This is a genomic window from Hoeflea sp. EC-HK425, from assembly GCF_902498795.1.
GTDB lineage: Bacteria > Pseudomonadota > Alphaproteobacteria > Rhizobiales > Rhizobiaceae > Hoeflea > Hoeflea alexandrii.
This window is the reverse complement of record NZ_LR701572.1, coordinates 1869301-1882388: the sequence shown is the minus strand read 5'-3', so window position 1 is coordinate 1882388 and position 13088 is coordinate 1869301. Positions and strand designations below refer to the sequence as shown.

Below are 13088 nucleotides of genomic sequence, written 5' to 3'. Positions count from 1 at the left end.
ACATGAACAGCACCACCCGTGAACCCGCGCCGGTGGTCGGCATCATGGGTGCCGGCGCCATCGGGCTCTATGTCGGTGGCATGCTCGCCGTCGCCGGCGCACATGTGGTTTTCGCCGCTCGCGGGCGCACACTGGAATCGCTGTCGCGCGGCCTGTCACTCTCACGTTATGATGGCTTCAAGTCAGCCTTGAAGCCCGAGCACTATGCTGTCGGCGGTGTGGACGGTCTCGCAAAGTGTGATGTCGTGCTGTTTTGCACCAAGTCCGGCGATACCGAAGCCGCGGCAATTGATCTCGCCAGGGTTCTCAAGCCAGATGCAACGGTCATCAGCCTGCAGAACGGTGTCGGCAATGTCGAACTGCTCAAGCGATTGGTGTCGCCCCATCAGGTCGTCGCGGGCACCGTCCCCTTCAACGTGGTCCGCCTGTCCCCGAATGCCGTGCACTGCTCGATGGAAGGCCCGGTTCTGATCGGCCCGTCTGACGCCTCCGGCCCTCTGGCCAAGCTGGCTGAAGGGTCGCCCTTGAAACTGCAGGTCCATGACAATCTCGACGCCATGCAATGGGGCAAGCTGCTTCTCAACCTCAACAATGGGCTCAACGTCATCAGCGGTCTGCCGCTGTTGAATCAGTTTCGGGATCCCGGTTACCGAAAGGTGCTGGCCATGGCGATGGAGGAGCTGCTTGCGGCGCTTGATGCCGCCGGCATTCCGGTCATTGGCGCCACCCGCACCAATCCGCGCCTGATCCCAAGGGTCCTGCGCCTGCCGACCTGGCTCTTTCGCGTTGTCGCACGCCAGCAGCTCCGGATGGATGAGACCGCCCGGTCCTCCTCATGGGATGATCTGAAGGCAGACCGTGAACCGGAAACCCGGTTTCTCAATGGCGCCGTCGTATCGCTCGCCGAAGCGCATGGCCGCACTGCACCGGTCAACGAACTGATCTGCAGTCTGGTCGCAGAAGCCTTTGCCGAAAAGGTCTCGCCGCAAATGCCGGGTGACAAGCTTGTGGAGCTGGCTCGAAAGGTGACGGCCGGACTGTAGGCCCGTGCTCGTTTCCAAGCCATTGACTTGCGTCAATGCCTGTCTTGCGCAAGCGCTGCATTCTGACCTCCACCGAACAAGGAGGACACACCCATGACGGTTCTGGTTCTTTACGCCACGATTGAGGGGCATTCCCGCAAGATTGCCGAACGCGCCGCTTCCAGGCTTGAGGAAGCAGGTCAGCATGTGGTGCTCGGCGACGTGCGCGAACCCGGCTTCGCCGTTCCGGGCCGCTTTGACGGCGTGTTGATCTGCGCGCCCATTCACATCGGGCGCTATCCGACATCTGTCGCCCAGTTTCTGATCGACTGGAAAGCCGCGCTTGCTGCCGTTCCCACGGCATTCATCTCGGTTTCTCTGGCCATTCACAGCGATAGCGCCGACGAGCGTGCCGAGGCGGAAACCTATCCGGCCAAGCTGGAAAAGAAGACCGGATTTCACATTGCCAAGGTGCATCATGCCGCCGGGGCGCTCAAATACCTCGAATACGATTTCTTCAAGCGGGCGTTGATGCGTCAGATTGCCAGGAAGGAAGGCGCATCGGTGGACACCAGCCGGGACCACGAATTCACTGACTGGGAGGCGCTTGATGCCTTCGTGCAGGAGTTTGCCGACGATGTGGCGCTGGCTGCCAGTGCCTAGCCGGAACGGGCAGCCTGCCGCAAGACTGCCCGAGGGCTGCGCGGAACGGCTTTCTTGATCGCCGGTTTTCCGCTAAGCAGCGGGCATGAACGTTCTCTTGCTTGTTTTTGTCGGTGGCGGTTTTGGTGCCGTGGCACGCCATCTTTCGGGAATGGCGGTCATGCGTGCTGCCGGCCCCGGTTTTCCCTGGGGTACGATGGCGGTCAACATAGCCGGCTCGCTGGCGATGGGGCTTCTGATTGCCTGGCTTGCCCGCCGTTCATCCGGCGACAGTGAGCTCCGGTTGCTGCTGGCGACCGGTTTTCTTGGCGGTTTCACCACATTTTCCGCCTTTTCTCTCGATGCCGTGACGCTTTACGAGCGTGGCGCGTTGACGGCGGCGGCTGCCTATGTGATTGCCAGCGTCACAGTTTCCATTCTGGCATTGTTTGGCGGGCTATGGCTGGCGCGCCAGTTCTGATGCCCAGATCAAAGAGATAATCGATATGGCGGGCGTACAGCTCATACAGGTTGATCCCGATGAAGCGGGCATGCGGCTCGATCGCTGGTTCAAGATCCATTTTCCGGGTCTGGGATTCGGCCAGCTTCAGAAGCTGCTCCGCTCCGGCCAGATCCGTGTCGATGGCGGCCGGGTCAAGACCGATGCGCGCGTTCAGCCCGGTCAGACGGTCAGGGTGCCGCCGCTTGGTGTCGATGAGAAATCGACCGGCCCGCTGACAGCCAAGACCATCCGCAACCGCGACGATGGCGATGTGCTCAGTCAGATGCTTCTGCACGAGGACCCCAAGGTCCTGGTCTTCAACAAGCCCGCCGGCCTTGCCGTCCAGGGCGGCTCCGGCGTCACCCGCAATGTCGACGAGATGCTTGAGGCGTGGCGCAACAAGAAGGGTGAGAAGCCCAGGCTTGTGCACCGGTTGGACCGCGATACCGCGGGCGTTCTGGTGGTGGCGCGCACCCGCGGTGCGGCGCAGGCGCTGACCGCCGCCTTCCGCGAACGCACCACAAAGAAAACCTACTGGGCGCTGGTCAAGGGCGTGCCGCGCACCAAGGAAGGCAAGATCTCCACCTGGCTGATCAAGGAAGCCACCGAGGATGGCGACCGCATGCGCATTGCCAAACATGGCGAGCAGGGCGCAGACCACGCGGTGTCTTACTACCGCGTCATCGACAAGGCGGCACAGAATCTCGCCTGGCTGGAGTTCGAACCCTATACAGGTCGGACCCACCAGTTGCGCGTACATGCGTTGCACCTGGGGCATCCGATCATTGGTGACCCGAAATATTTCGAGTTCGACAAGAACTGGGAATTTCCTTCTGGCATGCAGAACCGGCTGCACCTGTTGGCGCGCCACATCTCCATTCCGCACCCCGATGGTGGCAGGCTTTCGGTCACGGCACCGCTGCCCCCGCACATGGTGCAGAGCTGGAACCTGCTCGGCTTTGACGAGGCTGCAGGCGGGGAGCACGAGGAATGAAGCTTGCCCTGTTCGATTGCGATGGCACCATTGTCGACAGCGCCGCAGTAATCCACACCTGCATGGAACGCACCTTCGAGGATTTCGGAGTTGCCAAGCCTGAAATGGCGCACACCAAGTCGATCATCGGGCTGACGCTCGATATCGCGATCGCACAGATGCTCGTCCGTCCGGTTGATGCGGAGATTGCGGCGATGACAGCCCGCTACAAGGAGCACTTCATGCTCCATCGCCAGAACGGCGGTGTGCTGGAACCCGCCTATGACGACCTGCTGCCGCTGATTGCTGCACTTGCGGCGCGTGACGATGTGGTCCTCGGCGTGGTCACCGGCAAGTCACGCCGCGGGCTTGACGCCATCCTCGCCCACCATGGCCTGACCAAAGCCTTTTTCACCACCCGAACCGCGGACGATTGCCCCTCCAAACCGCATCCTGCGATGGTTCTGGAATGCTGCACGGAAGCAGGCATTGATCCGAATCAGACCACGGTGATCGGCGATGCCGTCTATGACATGCAAATGGCGGTTAGCGCTGGAGCCAGGGCGGTCGGCGTGTCCTGGGGCTATGGTCCGGTGGATGCGCTCAAGGCCGCCGGCGCGCATCACGTGGTTTCTCATGCCGACGAAATTGCCACGCTCATTTGACGACAGGAGACGTTTTCATGCGCGATATTCTCAGTGATCTCGATCTCGGTGACGACAAGCTGACCGATCCGGTCCGGGAAGCCCAGACCGGTCTCAACAAGCCGTTGCCAAATCGCTTCTACAAGGAAGCTGCGGTTGTCGAGGGTAAAGAGGGCGGCTTTGTCGTGGCTCTCGACGGCAAGCAGGTGCGCACGCCCTCCCGCCAACCGCTGGGGGTGCCTCACCGGGGGCTGGCCGAGGCCATTGCCGCCGAATGGCAAGCCCAGGGCGACAAGATCAATCCGGCGACGATGCCGCTTACCCGCATGGTCAATACCGCCATTGACGGAGTGACGGCCGCGCAGGAAGAGGTATTCGAGGAGATCTTGCGCTACGGCGGATCGGATCTTCTGTGCTACCGCGCCGACGCGCCCGAAGGTCTGGTGGCGCGCGAGAGCGAACTCTGGGATCCCTATCTCGACTGGGCATCGAGCATGGGTGCGCGCCTGGTTCTTTCAGAGGGCATTGTTCATGTCGAACAGCCACCGGAAGCCATACGCGCCATTGCAACCCTTCTTCGCCGCTATGGCACACCTCTGCAGCTCACTGCCCTGCACACGATCACTTCATTGACTGGTTCGTTGGTGCTTGCTCTGGCGCTGGCCGAAGGGCAGGGAGAACCATCCGAGATCTGGGCCGCGGCCCATGTCGACGAGGACTACAACATCGCACAATGGGGCGAGGACCATGAAGCAGCGGAAAGCCGCGCCAAGCGGCAGCTCGATTTCGAGGCGGCTCACCTGATTCTGCTCGCCCACCGCGCCTGAGCCTGTCGGAGATTGCAAATCACGTGCTTGCTGGTGGAGCGCGGCCTGTCATCAATGGGCTCTGTTCCCAATTGGCGGGGACGAGTGACTGTTCTGGATGTTCCCCAAGCGGCATCACAGCAGAGGAAGGGTTCAAATGACAGACGACACTTCAACCGGCTACATTGATCCGACCAGGGAGGCGTTCGCGCGTTTTCGCGAGATGGACCGGCCGGGACCGGTGCATATGCTCAATCTCGTCAGATTTCGTGAGCAAGCCGCCTATGACGACGGTACGGTTGCCACCGGTGCTGAAGCCTATTCAAGCTATGCCCGCGAGAGCGGACCTGTGTTCAAGCGTCTTGGCGGACGCCAGGTCTGGATCGGAAAGCCGGAACTCATGCTGATCGGACCTCAGAGCGAAGCCTGGGACATGGCGTTCATCGCCGAATATCCGAGCAAGGACGCATTTGTCGCCATGCTGCGCGATCCGGAGTACCGCAAGGCTGTGCGTCACCGTCAGGCCGCTGTTGCCGATTCCCGCCTGATCCGCATGGAGCCCGGCATACCTGGCACGCGCTTCGGGGCGATGAGCGAGGGTGATCAGCGCTGAACGATATGCCTGGTCTGCCACTGTGCAGCTTGGTGAACCGCGATTTCAGTACACGGCGGTCATATCCATATCTGCGTTCTTAACCATGTGCTAACCATAAAATGCGATTTCTCGGAGGGTAGGAATAGTCCTCCGGAGCATTGGCATGTTGCAAACCGACCGATTTACCATGTGCCTGGCGCGCGCAATGGTTCTGTTTGCCATTGCCGCCACAGTTTCGGCCTGTGCAGGGAGACCGAAGCCGCTCGAACCTGCGACACCATACAATGTGACTGAAGTCCGTGTCATGGCCGACAGCATTGAAGACTTGGGCTTTGCCGGCCGTTTGCAACAGAGGCTCGAGGCAACCGCGGGCCGCGCCACTGCCGATGTCGGTCAGACATCGGCGTTGCGGATCGTGGTTCAGGATCGCCGGCAAGATCCTTCTCCGGTGAGCTTCTTTGGTGGCACGTCCCAGTCCGTTGAGCTTGATCTGACGCTGACCGATGTCGAGTCGGGCAGGGTGCTCACGGGTCGCACGCTGCGCTCCTCCTACCAGGATTTCAACGGGGCCGGCGCCGAAGCCGTCATGATCGCCCGGCTGACCGGTGAAGTAAGAGCTCTCTTGGGTCTCTCGGGCTACACGCCTTATCCGGTTGCCGGCGCCAAGCGCGAGGTGGCATGGCCGCGCGACAATCCGGAACGCTTTGACGATGAGGCGTTGCGAGCGGTCGACCCACTGCTTAACGGCACCGTGACGCCGACGACGGTCACGCTGGACGTGGAAGAGGACCCCGTCCCGGCAATGGATTTTTCCAAGCCACTGCTTGACGCGGGACAGGCCCCGAAGCCGGTCCCGGCTGCTGACCGCCCTTTGGCGTCTCCGGAACCCGTGAAGGTGACACTCGATCCCGGAAGCAAACCGCTGGCGCCGTCTGTCGAGATGTCAGCCGACGACGCAGGTACCATCGACGAGCCCTGCATCATCACGCTGGAGAATGACTGCAGCGATCCCGACAGCCGTTAGGGCGCATTCGCAGAGTGACGGATTAGGGCTGGGAAAATGCTCCGGGCCTTTCCATCGAGCTGGGTAAAAAGATCAGCCCAGCCGCGCGGCGTGCCACGCGAGGTGGTCGTCCATGAAGGTGGAGATGAAGTTGTAGGAGTGGTCGTAACCCTCCTGCATCCGCAAGGTCAGCTCGATATCGGTGCTGCGGCAGGCCTCTTCCAGCAGCCACGGGCGCAAGCCGTTGTCGAGAAACCCGTCGGCCGTCCCCTGATCCACCAGAAACTCGGGAAATCTGGCGCCGTCCTCAATCAGCTGCGTGGCGTCATGGCGCCGCCATGCCGCTTCGTCGGAGCCGAGATATTTCTCCAGCGCCGGGCGCGACCAGTCGGCGCTCGACGGCTGCACGATGGGTGCAAACGCCGAACAGCTCTTGAACCGGTCCGGATGCTTGAGCACGAAGGTCAGCGCGCCATGGCCGCCCATCGAATGCCCCATGATGCCCTGGCGGCTCATATCGGCGGCGAAATGGCCGGCAATCAGCTCCGGCAATTCCTCAAGGATATGGGTTTCCATGCGGAAATGCTTTGACCAGGGTGATTGTGTCGCATCGAGATAGAAGCCCGCGCCCTTGCCGAACTGCCAGTTGTCGGGCTCGTCCGGCACATGGTCGCCACGCGGGCTGGTGTCGGGGCAGACGATGATCAATCCCAGTTCCGCCGCCAGCCTGCGGTACTCGCCCTTGTCCATCACGTTGGCATGGGTGCAGGTCAGGCCGGACAGGAACCAGACCACCGGACACAGCTGTTCCTTGGCCAAGATCGGCCGGAACACCGAAAATGTCATGTCGCAGCCGCAGGCGTCCGACTCCATTGTGTAGACGCCCTGGCGTCCGCCATGGGCCTTCGCTTCCGAGATGATTTTCATCGCGATCTCTTCCGGTTGAAGTGGGTGGCAGGCGCCAGGGCTGCGGTCAGTAGACCACGACGCTGCGGATGCTCTCGCCCCTGTGCATCAGATCGAAGGCCTCGTTGATACCCTCAAGTCCCATGGTGTGGGTAATCATCGGGTCGATCTCGATCCGGCCCTGCATGTACCAGTCGACGATCTTCGGCACGTCGGTGCGGCCGCGGGCGCCGCCGAAGGCCGTTCCGCGCCAGGACCGGCCGGTGACCAGCTGGAATGGACGCGTCGAGATTTCCTGGCCGGCGCCGGCAACGCCGATGATGATCGATTCGCCCCAGCCCTTGTGCGCGCATTCGAGGGCCTGGCGCATCACCTTGGTGTTGCCGGTCGCGTCGAACGTGTAATCGGCGCCGCCCTTGGTCAGGTCCACCAGGTAGGGCACCAGGTCGCCTTCGACTTCGCTCGGGTTGACGAAATGGGTCATGCCGAAGCGCTCGCCCCATTCCTTCTTGGAATTGTTAAGGTCGACGCCGACGATCATCTCCGCCCCGATCAGCCGCAGGCCCTGGATCACGTTCAGCCCGATACCGCCCAGACCGAAGACGACCGCACGGCATCCGGTTTCGGCCTTGGCCGTATTGATCACCGCACCGATGCCGGTGGTCACGCCGCAGCCGATGTAGCAGACCTTGTCGAAGGGGGCATCCGGATTGATCTTGGCCAGCGCAATCTCGGGCAGCACGGTGAAGTTGGCGAATGTCGAGCAGCCCATGTAGTGAAACAGCGGCTTGCCATCGAGCGAGAACCGCGATGTGCCATCCGGCATCAGCCCGGCGCCCTGGGTGGTGCGAATCGACTGGCACAGATTGGTTTTCGGGTTGAGGCAGTACTCGCACTCACGGCATTCCGGCGTGTAGAGCGGAATGACATGGTCGCCCTTCTTCAGTGACGTCACCCCCGGTCCGACGTCGACGACGACGCCCGCACCCTCATGGCCGAGAATGGCCGGGAAAATGCCCTCGGGGTCGGCCCCGGAGCGGGTGAACTCATCGGTGTGGCATACGCCCGTGGCCTTGATCTCCACCAGCACCTCGCCCGCGCGCGGGCCTTCCAGCTGAACTGTTATGACTTCCAGCGGTTTACCGGCTTCAAAAGCGACTGCTGCGCGTACGTCCATTCCCGTGCTCCCGGATAAGATCTGACAATTGAGCCGACCCTGCCAGAGCGGCAGGGTCGGCTCAACCCTGTTTTACAGCCTTCTAGTCGTTTGCCGCGCGTGTCAACGTCACAAGCCGGCTTTCCAGCGTTTCGATACAGGTAGAAATCTGAGCTGCGAGTTCGCGCAAGCGGTTGATTTCGCCGGACATCTCGTCAACGGCAACTGATATTCCCGGCGACTGCGGAGCTTCGCCGGCGCCGCTGATCAGCCATGCCGGAGAGACACCCAGAACGCCGGCCAGCGTCATGATCTTATTGGCCCTAGGTTCGGAGCGACCCGATTCCCATTCCGACAGGGTTTCGTCGGTTACGCCGATGCGCGAGGCCGCCTCCTCGAGTGTCAGGCTGGCGAGATCGCGTGCACGCGTGATTCTTCCACCCAGCGTATCGCCATCGTCGTAGGTGTCCGCTGTCATGTCATGCATTTATAAAAGTCCCTTTGTTTTTCGGACCGGGCAGACAAAATGCGCGAGCTGGTGCGCGGGCGGCTGTCCCGTCCAGAAAGTGAAGCCTATGCAAGGACCATGTTGGTTCTGTGAACCTTGGGCCGCAAGAGATGCATGGCGATGTGATGATCCGTCACCGGCAATCCATGCGCGGCGCCCCGGGATCAAGTTTCACTGTCAAGTGAACGCCGGATCTATTGAAGCGGGGTGAGGGTTTCCGTTCCGGCCCCTGCAGTATCGGCGATTGTCCACACGCCGTCCAGTGTGCCGTCACGCATTAATTCGTAGACGACCAGCCCGATAGTGCCGTTTTCGAAGGCGTAGGCCGCTGCAAAGGCGTTCTGATTGATCATGCAGATGCCGCTTGATGACGTGCCTGTATCCCAGTGAATCCGGCAGGTGGTTGAACTGGTGATATCGATCCGCGCCGTACCCGAATACCGGCTGCCGTCCAGATTGGTGCCTTCAACCTGGTACATGCCGCCAATTTCCTGCGCCCCGACAGACGTTGCCAAGCCAAGCAGAAGCGCCAGGCCGGTCAATCCAAACCGATGCATGGAAAACCTCCCCAAAGCTTCAAGGGACCGTTTCGAAGCCTGCCGGAATCATCTGCCCAGGCGATGATATTGTCAATCGGGCCACGCGCCCCAGCTCACGGATCTACCGGTTGAGAACTCACGAGAGGAGGGCGATCATCCCGGGTCGGTCCGAACACTGTTTCAAACGCATCACGCAGCCGGATGTCGGCTTCGTGCATGGGAATCGGCAGCCCGAGATCGACAAGGCTGGTGACACCGTGCGCCCGGACCCCGCAGGGAACGATGCCTGAGAAATGTTCAAGGTCCGGGTCGACGTTGAGTGCCAACCCGTGGAAACTCACCCACTTGCGCAAGCGGATTCCGATCGCGGCGATCTTGTCTTCCGCCATCGATCCGTCGGCAAGCCGTGGCTTGTCGGGCCGGCGTACCCAGACACCAACCCTGTCCTCGCGGCGTTCGCCTTTGACGTTCATGCTGTCGAGCGTGGCGATGATGACCGTTTCGAGCGCCGAGACGAAGGCGCGTACATCGGGCCGCCGCCGCTTCAGATCGAGCATCACATAGGCAACCCGTTGGCCAGGTCCGTGATAGGTGTATTCGCCACCGCGTCCGGTCTGGTGCACCTCGAACCGGTCTGGCGCAACGAGATCGTCGGCCTTGGCGCTGGTTCCGGCCGTGTAGAGCGGCGGATGCTCGACCAGCCAGACGAGCTCATCGGCTTCACCGCTGGCAATCCGCCCGGCTTCTGTTTCCATGAAGGCCACGGCATCGGCATAAGGTGTCAGCCCTTCCGAAATCCGCCATCTGACCGACGGATGGGCGCCCTGGGCAAAAAACCGGGTCTCAAGTGTGTCGCGCGAGTTCATGCCCTTCTCTAGAACCGTTCGCGCCCAAAGGAAACAGGCAGATGATGCGCTCCTTTCTCTCTTGCAGGTTGGCCATGGTTCGAACGTGCCGGCAGGGGCAAAACAGGGTTTTAACGCTGCTTCCTGCCGCAAAGCGTGTTCCCCGGCTTGTCCGCCTGCGGGCCCCACGCTGCGCGCTCCCCGGGAATCGACAGTTTGGTGTTTGCGCGGCTGGGTCTTTCGAAGACAAGGCTTTGCCGGTTATACCGAAGCTGCCGGAAAACTTCATTTGGAAGCGTTTCGGGACGCTGGTACCGAGCCATTTTTGCGATGCAAACGCCGTTTTCTCGCGCCTGTCGGCTTCGTGTGTTTTTTGTGACGAATGCGCTTGTGCAGGGCAGGTCCATTTGCTACATGCAGCGCGCCGGACAGGTTTCGGCTCTACCACGTGCGGTCGTGGCGGAATTGGTAGACGCGCAGCGTTGAGGTCGCTGTGGGGCAACCCGTGGAAGTTCGAGTCTTCTCGACCGCACCATTCCCCTTCTAACCATCTGTTTTTATTGATGGTGAGGGGTGGTGTCCTGCAAGGTGCGGGGCGTTCGTGTTCCTCAGGCGTTCCATTCCCTGCCTCGCCAGCCGCGTCCGGTCCACCGTTTTGGTGTAGAGCGACGCCATGGTTCCGCCCGTCCAGCCGAAAATCGCCTCGAGTTCCGCGACTGTTGCGCCCGCCTCGGCGATTCGGGTGGCGGCAAGCTTGCGGATGCCGTGAGCCGATTTTGCCACGCCGGCGGCCGTGCAGGCCTTGCGGAACAGGTTTCCGAAGCTTTCCTTGGTCAGGGGCAATCCGCGCTCGCCGCAGATGAATGTCAGGTCGCCGGTCGGACCCGCCTTCATCAACGACAGGAAACCTTCTGTAACCGGAATGGCCACATGCATGCCGGTCTTTTCGGTCTGGATGACGAGTGCGCCGTCTCTGAGGTGCTGCCGTCCGGCGCGCACCGCATCGCCGCGTCGCAGCCCGGTGTTGAGGAGAACCTCGAACCAGACGCGTTCGTGCGTGCCGATCGGCCAGCGTTTGCAATAGGCTTCGGCGTCTTCTGCGGTCCATGCCTTGAAGCCCGCGGCCTTTGGCCTGCGCGGGTTCTTCACTCCTGCTGTCGGATCGACCGTGACGAGGTCGGCTTCGAGCGCCCAGCGGAACAGGCCGCGCATGGCGTCGAGAAAGTTGCGCGCCTGGGCCGGGGTGGCGGCGCGGTCTTCCCTTCCGCCTACGATCACGGCGCGGGTGATGTCGGTATAGCTCACGCCGCCGGCCTTCTTGATCACGTTGCCGAAGATGTTGTCACGCTGCCGCCTTGTCGCCGCCGACAGGCCCGTATAGGCGGATGACTGGCGATAGATGCCGATCAGCCATTCGAGCGTGCCCTGCGCGGCCCTGGGCGGCCTGATGCCCTGGAGAGACTGTGAGCGTGCCTGCTCGTAGGCTTGCCAGAAGTCCGGATGCCCGAAGTCCGGAAGACGGTGCCGCGCACCCTTGCCGCGCCGGAAGTAGAAGCGTGCGGCGCCGTGGCGGGATAATTCGCGATAGCAGAATTGCGGAAGCTTCCGGGTCATGTCGGTCATTACAGACGGATATCCGGCTTGCCGTCAACCGGCAGGGGCTTGCCCGGATGGATGGTGTAGACAGTTGCGCCGAGCTTGATCTCGATCGAGCAGCCGGTTTCGTTTGCCACTTCTGCAGCCTTCTTCAGGTCGGGCTTTTTGATCACGGCGGCTGTGGTCATTGCTTCACCCTCCTGATCGCGTTGCCGCTGGTCACCATGGTGTATCCGTCCTCGAAGCGCACGCAGATCGAGTTCATCTTGCCGCGCGCGGTGACGGTGCAGACCTGGCCTTTGCGGCCCTGGCGGTTCCAGCGGTAGATGTAGCGTTTTTCGCTCGTTCGGTGGTTCATGACAGCGCTGCCGGGAATTGCCGCAGTCGCATGTCTGGCGGGACCATGTCATAGGTCGGACGGAAGGCTGCCATCTGTTTCATGAAGAAGGCGCATCCTGTCTGGGCGCATTGGATCCGGGTCCGGCGTCCCCATTCAATGTCGAACGGCCGGTCGTTCCACTTAGGCCCGCTCTTCCCTCCGAAGATGATCCAGTCGATGCCTGTCCCGACGTAACGCGGACGGAGCCAACGGGTAAAGTCAATCCACTCTTGCGCGGGTTCATAACTGATGCCCACCCACGGGATGCCGAACCGTTTCTTGCAATCCAGCAGCCGGGGGATATCGCGATCCGCCTCGGCCTGGGTGACGACGGTGATCAGCACGCCGATGTGCTGCGGCCAGCGCGATTCCCATTCTGGAAAGATCATCTTCGGCAGGTTGCTGATCCGCTTGGTGCAGATCTGCCATTTCAACCGATCCGTGGCTTCCATGACGCCCATGTGATCATTGCGCCATTGCGGGTCGACCTCGTTGTCGAACAGGTCGCCCATGGACAGGGTGAACACCTGGCGATCGCGGCCATGCTCGGCAAAGAACTCGTCGGCCTTCCTCTGCCACCGGTAGGGCTCGTTGCGAGCCTGCTCGGAGATCCGCCGACGCGGCACCCCATGGCCCCAATGGTTGTCGCCACCGCCGCGTTTGTCGACGCCCTCGGCATAGCAGTCGTCGCAAGCTGGTCCGACTTTCGTGCAGCCCCACCATGGATTGTGCGTGCTGTCGGTCCATGGAATTCCGGTTTCAGCGGCCATCTTCGCCACTCCAGGGTTCGAGCATGTAACCGGGGAAGTTCTGGATGCAGCCGGGGTCGTGGGCGAGGCTTACATTGTAGCCGTGTTCGCCCGTCGCCGGATTGTCGTACTCGCCGCAGACAACGCCGCGAAATCGATAGGCGGGCGGACGGCCGTCGGCGTGGTTGCGGCGCTGCACACTGTCTCCACGTTTGAAATCCAT

18 protein-coding genes and 1 tRNA gene are annotated in these 13088 nt (G+C 61.7%); 9 read left to right on the top strand and 10 right to left on the bottom strand.

Translation table 11 applies throughout. The features are described from left to right. Positions 1 to 2: 2 nt before the first annotated feature. From SPHINGO391_RS11855 to SPHINGO391_RS11820, 8 genes are all read left to right on the top strand, one after another. The gene (locus tag SPHINGO391_RS11855; RefSeq protein ID WP_152009027.1) at positions 3 to 1043 is read left to right on the top strand and encodes a 2-dehydropantoate 2-reductase; all 1041 of its coding nucleotides are present in this window, start codon (positions 3 to 5) and stop codon (positions 1041 to 1043) included. Between the two features lie 93 nt (positions 1044 to 1136). Further along, positions 1137 to 1685 (top strand): flavodoxin domain-containing protein, encoded by a 549-nt coding sequence (locus SPHINGO391_RS11850; RefSeq protein WP_152009026.1) that lies wholly within the window; start codon positions 1137 to 1139, stop codon positions 1683 to 1685. 85 nt (positions 1686 to 1770) lie between these two features. Next, complete coding sequence (gene crcB, locus SPHINGO391_RS11845; RefSeq protein WP_152009025.1) at positions 1771 to 2145, top strand: fluoride efflux transporter CrcB; 375 nt, start codon at positions 1771 to 1773, stop codon at positions 2143 to 2145. Positions 2146 to 2170: 25 nt separating this feature from the next. Further along, complete coding sequence (locus SPHINGO391_RS11840) at positions 2171 to 3160, top strand: RluA family pseudouridine synthase (protein WP_152009024.1); 990 nt, start codon at positions 2171 to 2173, stop codon at positions 3158 to 3160. Further along, on the top strand, positions 3157 to 3804 hold the full coding sequence (locus SPHINGO391_RS11835; RefSeq protein ID WP_152009023.1) for an HAD-IA family hydrolase: 648 nt from the start codon (positions 3157 to 3159) through the stop codon (positions 3802 to 3804). The genes SPHINGO391_RS11840 and SPHINGO391_RS11835 overlap by 4 nt, the downstream gene beginning before the upstream one ends. Positions 3805 to 3821: 17 nt before the next feature. Continuing rightward, positions 3822 to 4610: an ATP12 family protein gene (locus SPHINGO391_RS11830; RefSeq protein ID WP_152009022.1), complete on the top strand. Its 789-nt coding sequence runs from the start codon at positions 3822 to 3824 to the stop codon at positions 4608 to 4610. Between the two features lie 136 nt (positions 4611 to 4746). After that, positions 4747 to 5202, top strand: a complete 456-nt coding sequence (locus SPHINGO391_RS11825) for a DUF1330 domain-containing protein (protein WP_152009021.1) — start codon at positions 4747 to 4749, stop codon at positions 5200 to 5202. 145 nt (positions 5203 to 5347) lie between these two features. Beyond that, positions 5348 to 6208 carry a hypothetical protein gene (locus tag SPHINGO391_RS11820; protein WP_152009020.1) on the top strand — a complete coding sequence of 287 codons (861 nt, stop codon included), beginning with the start codon at positions 5348 to 5350 and terminating at the stop codon, positions 6206 to 6208. A gap of 72 nt (positions 6209 to 6280) precedes the next feature. On the opposite strand, the gene fghA is transcribed toward SPHINGO391_RS11820, so the two are convergent. From fghA to lipB, 5 genes are all read right to left on the bottom strand, one after another. Further along, positions 6281 to 7114: an S-formylglutathione hydrolase gene (gene fghA, locus SPHINGO391_RS11815; protein ID WP_152009019.1), complete on the bottom strand. Its 834-nt coding sequence runs from the start codon at positions 7112 to 7114 to the stop codon at positions 6281 to 6283. Between the two features lie 46 nt (positions 7115 to 7160). Then, a complete protein-coding gene (locus SPHINGO391_RS11810) occupies positions 7161 to 8270 on the bottom strand; it encodes an S-(hydroxymethyl)glutathione dehydrogenase/class III alcohol dehydrogenase (RefSeq protein WP_152009018.1) in 1110 nt (369 codons plus the stop codon). A gap of 82 nt (positions 8271 to 8352) precedes the next feature. Further along, positions 8353 to 8736 (bottom strand): helix-turn-helix transcriptional regulator, encoded by a 384-nt coding sequence (locus SPHINGO391_RS11805; protein ID WP_152009017.1) that lies wholly within the window; start codon positions 8734 to 8736, stop codon positions 8353 to 8355. Positions 8737 to 8951: 215 nt separating this feature from the next. Continuing rightward, positions 8952 to 9314 carry a hypothetical protein gene (locus SPHINGO391_RS11800; protein WP_152009016.1) on the bottom strand — a complete coding sequence of 121 codons (363 nt, stop codon included), beginning with the start codon at positions 9312 to 9314 and terminating at the stop codon, positions 8952 to 8954. Between the two features lie 95 nt (positions 9315 to 9409). Further along, entirely contained in the window at positions 9410 to 10162 is a 753-nt protein-coding gene (gene lipB, locus SPHINGO391_RS11795; protein ID WP_152009015.1) for a lipoyl(octanoyl) transferase LipB, read from the bottom strand. A 429-nt stretch (positions 10163 to 10591) separates the two neighbouring features. Here lipB and SPHINGO391_RS11790 point away from each other — a divergent pair. Continuing rightward, positions 10592 to 10676, top strand: a tRNA-Leu gene (locus SPHINGO391_RS11790). An 8-nt stretch (positions 10677 to 10684) separates the two neighbouring features. On the opposite strand, the gene SPHINGO391_RS11785 is transcribed toward SPHINGO391_RS11790, so the two are convergent. The 5 genes from SPHINGO391_RS11785 to SPHINGO391_RS11765 are packed head-to-tail and all read right to left on the bottom strand — an operon-like array spanning position 10685 to position 13088. Then, a complete protein-coding gene (locus SPHINGO391_RS11785) occupies positions 10685 to 11764 on the bottom strand; it encodes a tyrosine-type recombinase/integrase (RefSeq protein WP_152009014.1) in 1080 nt (359 codons plus the stop codon). After that, on the bottom strand, positions 11764 to 11925 hold the full coding sequence (locus SPHINGO391_RS11780) for a hypothetical protein (protein ID WP_193217268.1): 162 nt from the start codon (positions 11923 to 11925) through the stop codon (positions 11764 to 11766). Before SPHINGO391_RS11780 ends, SPHINGO391_RS11785 begins: the two co-directional genes overlap by 1 nt. Next, on the bottom strand, positions 11922 to 12095 hold the full coding sequence (locus SPHINGO391_RS11775) for a hypothetical protein (RefSeq protein WP_193217267.1): 174 nt from the start codon (positions 12093 to 12095) through the stop codon (positions 11922 to 11924). The genes SPHINGO391_RS11780 and SPHINGO391_RS11775 overlap by 4 nt, the downstream gene beginning before the upstream one ends. Next, positions 12092 to 12886 carry a DUF5131 family protein gene (locus SPHINGO391_RS11770; protein WP_152009013.1) on the bottom strand — a complete coding sequence of 265 codons (795 nt, stop codon included), beginning with the start codon at positions 12884 to 12886 and terminating at the stop codon, positions 12092 to 12094. The genes SPHINGO391_RS11775 and SPHINGO391_RS11770 overlap by 4 nt, the downstream gene beginning before the upstream one ends. Beyond that, positions 12876 to 13088 carry a hypothetical protein gene (locus tag SPHINGO391_RS11765; protein ID WP_152009012.1) on the bottom strand — a complete coding sequence of 71 codons (213 nt, stop codon included), beginning with the start codon at positions 13086 to 13088 and terminating at the stop codon, positions 12876 to 12878. Before SPHINGO391_RS11765 ends, SPHINGO391_RS11770 begins: the two co-directional genes overlap by 11 nt.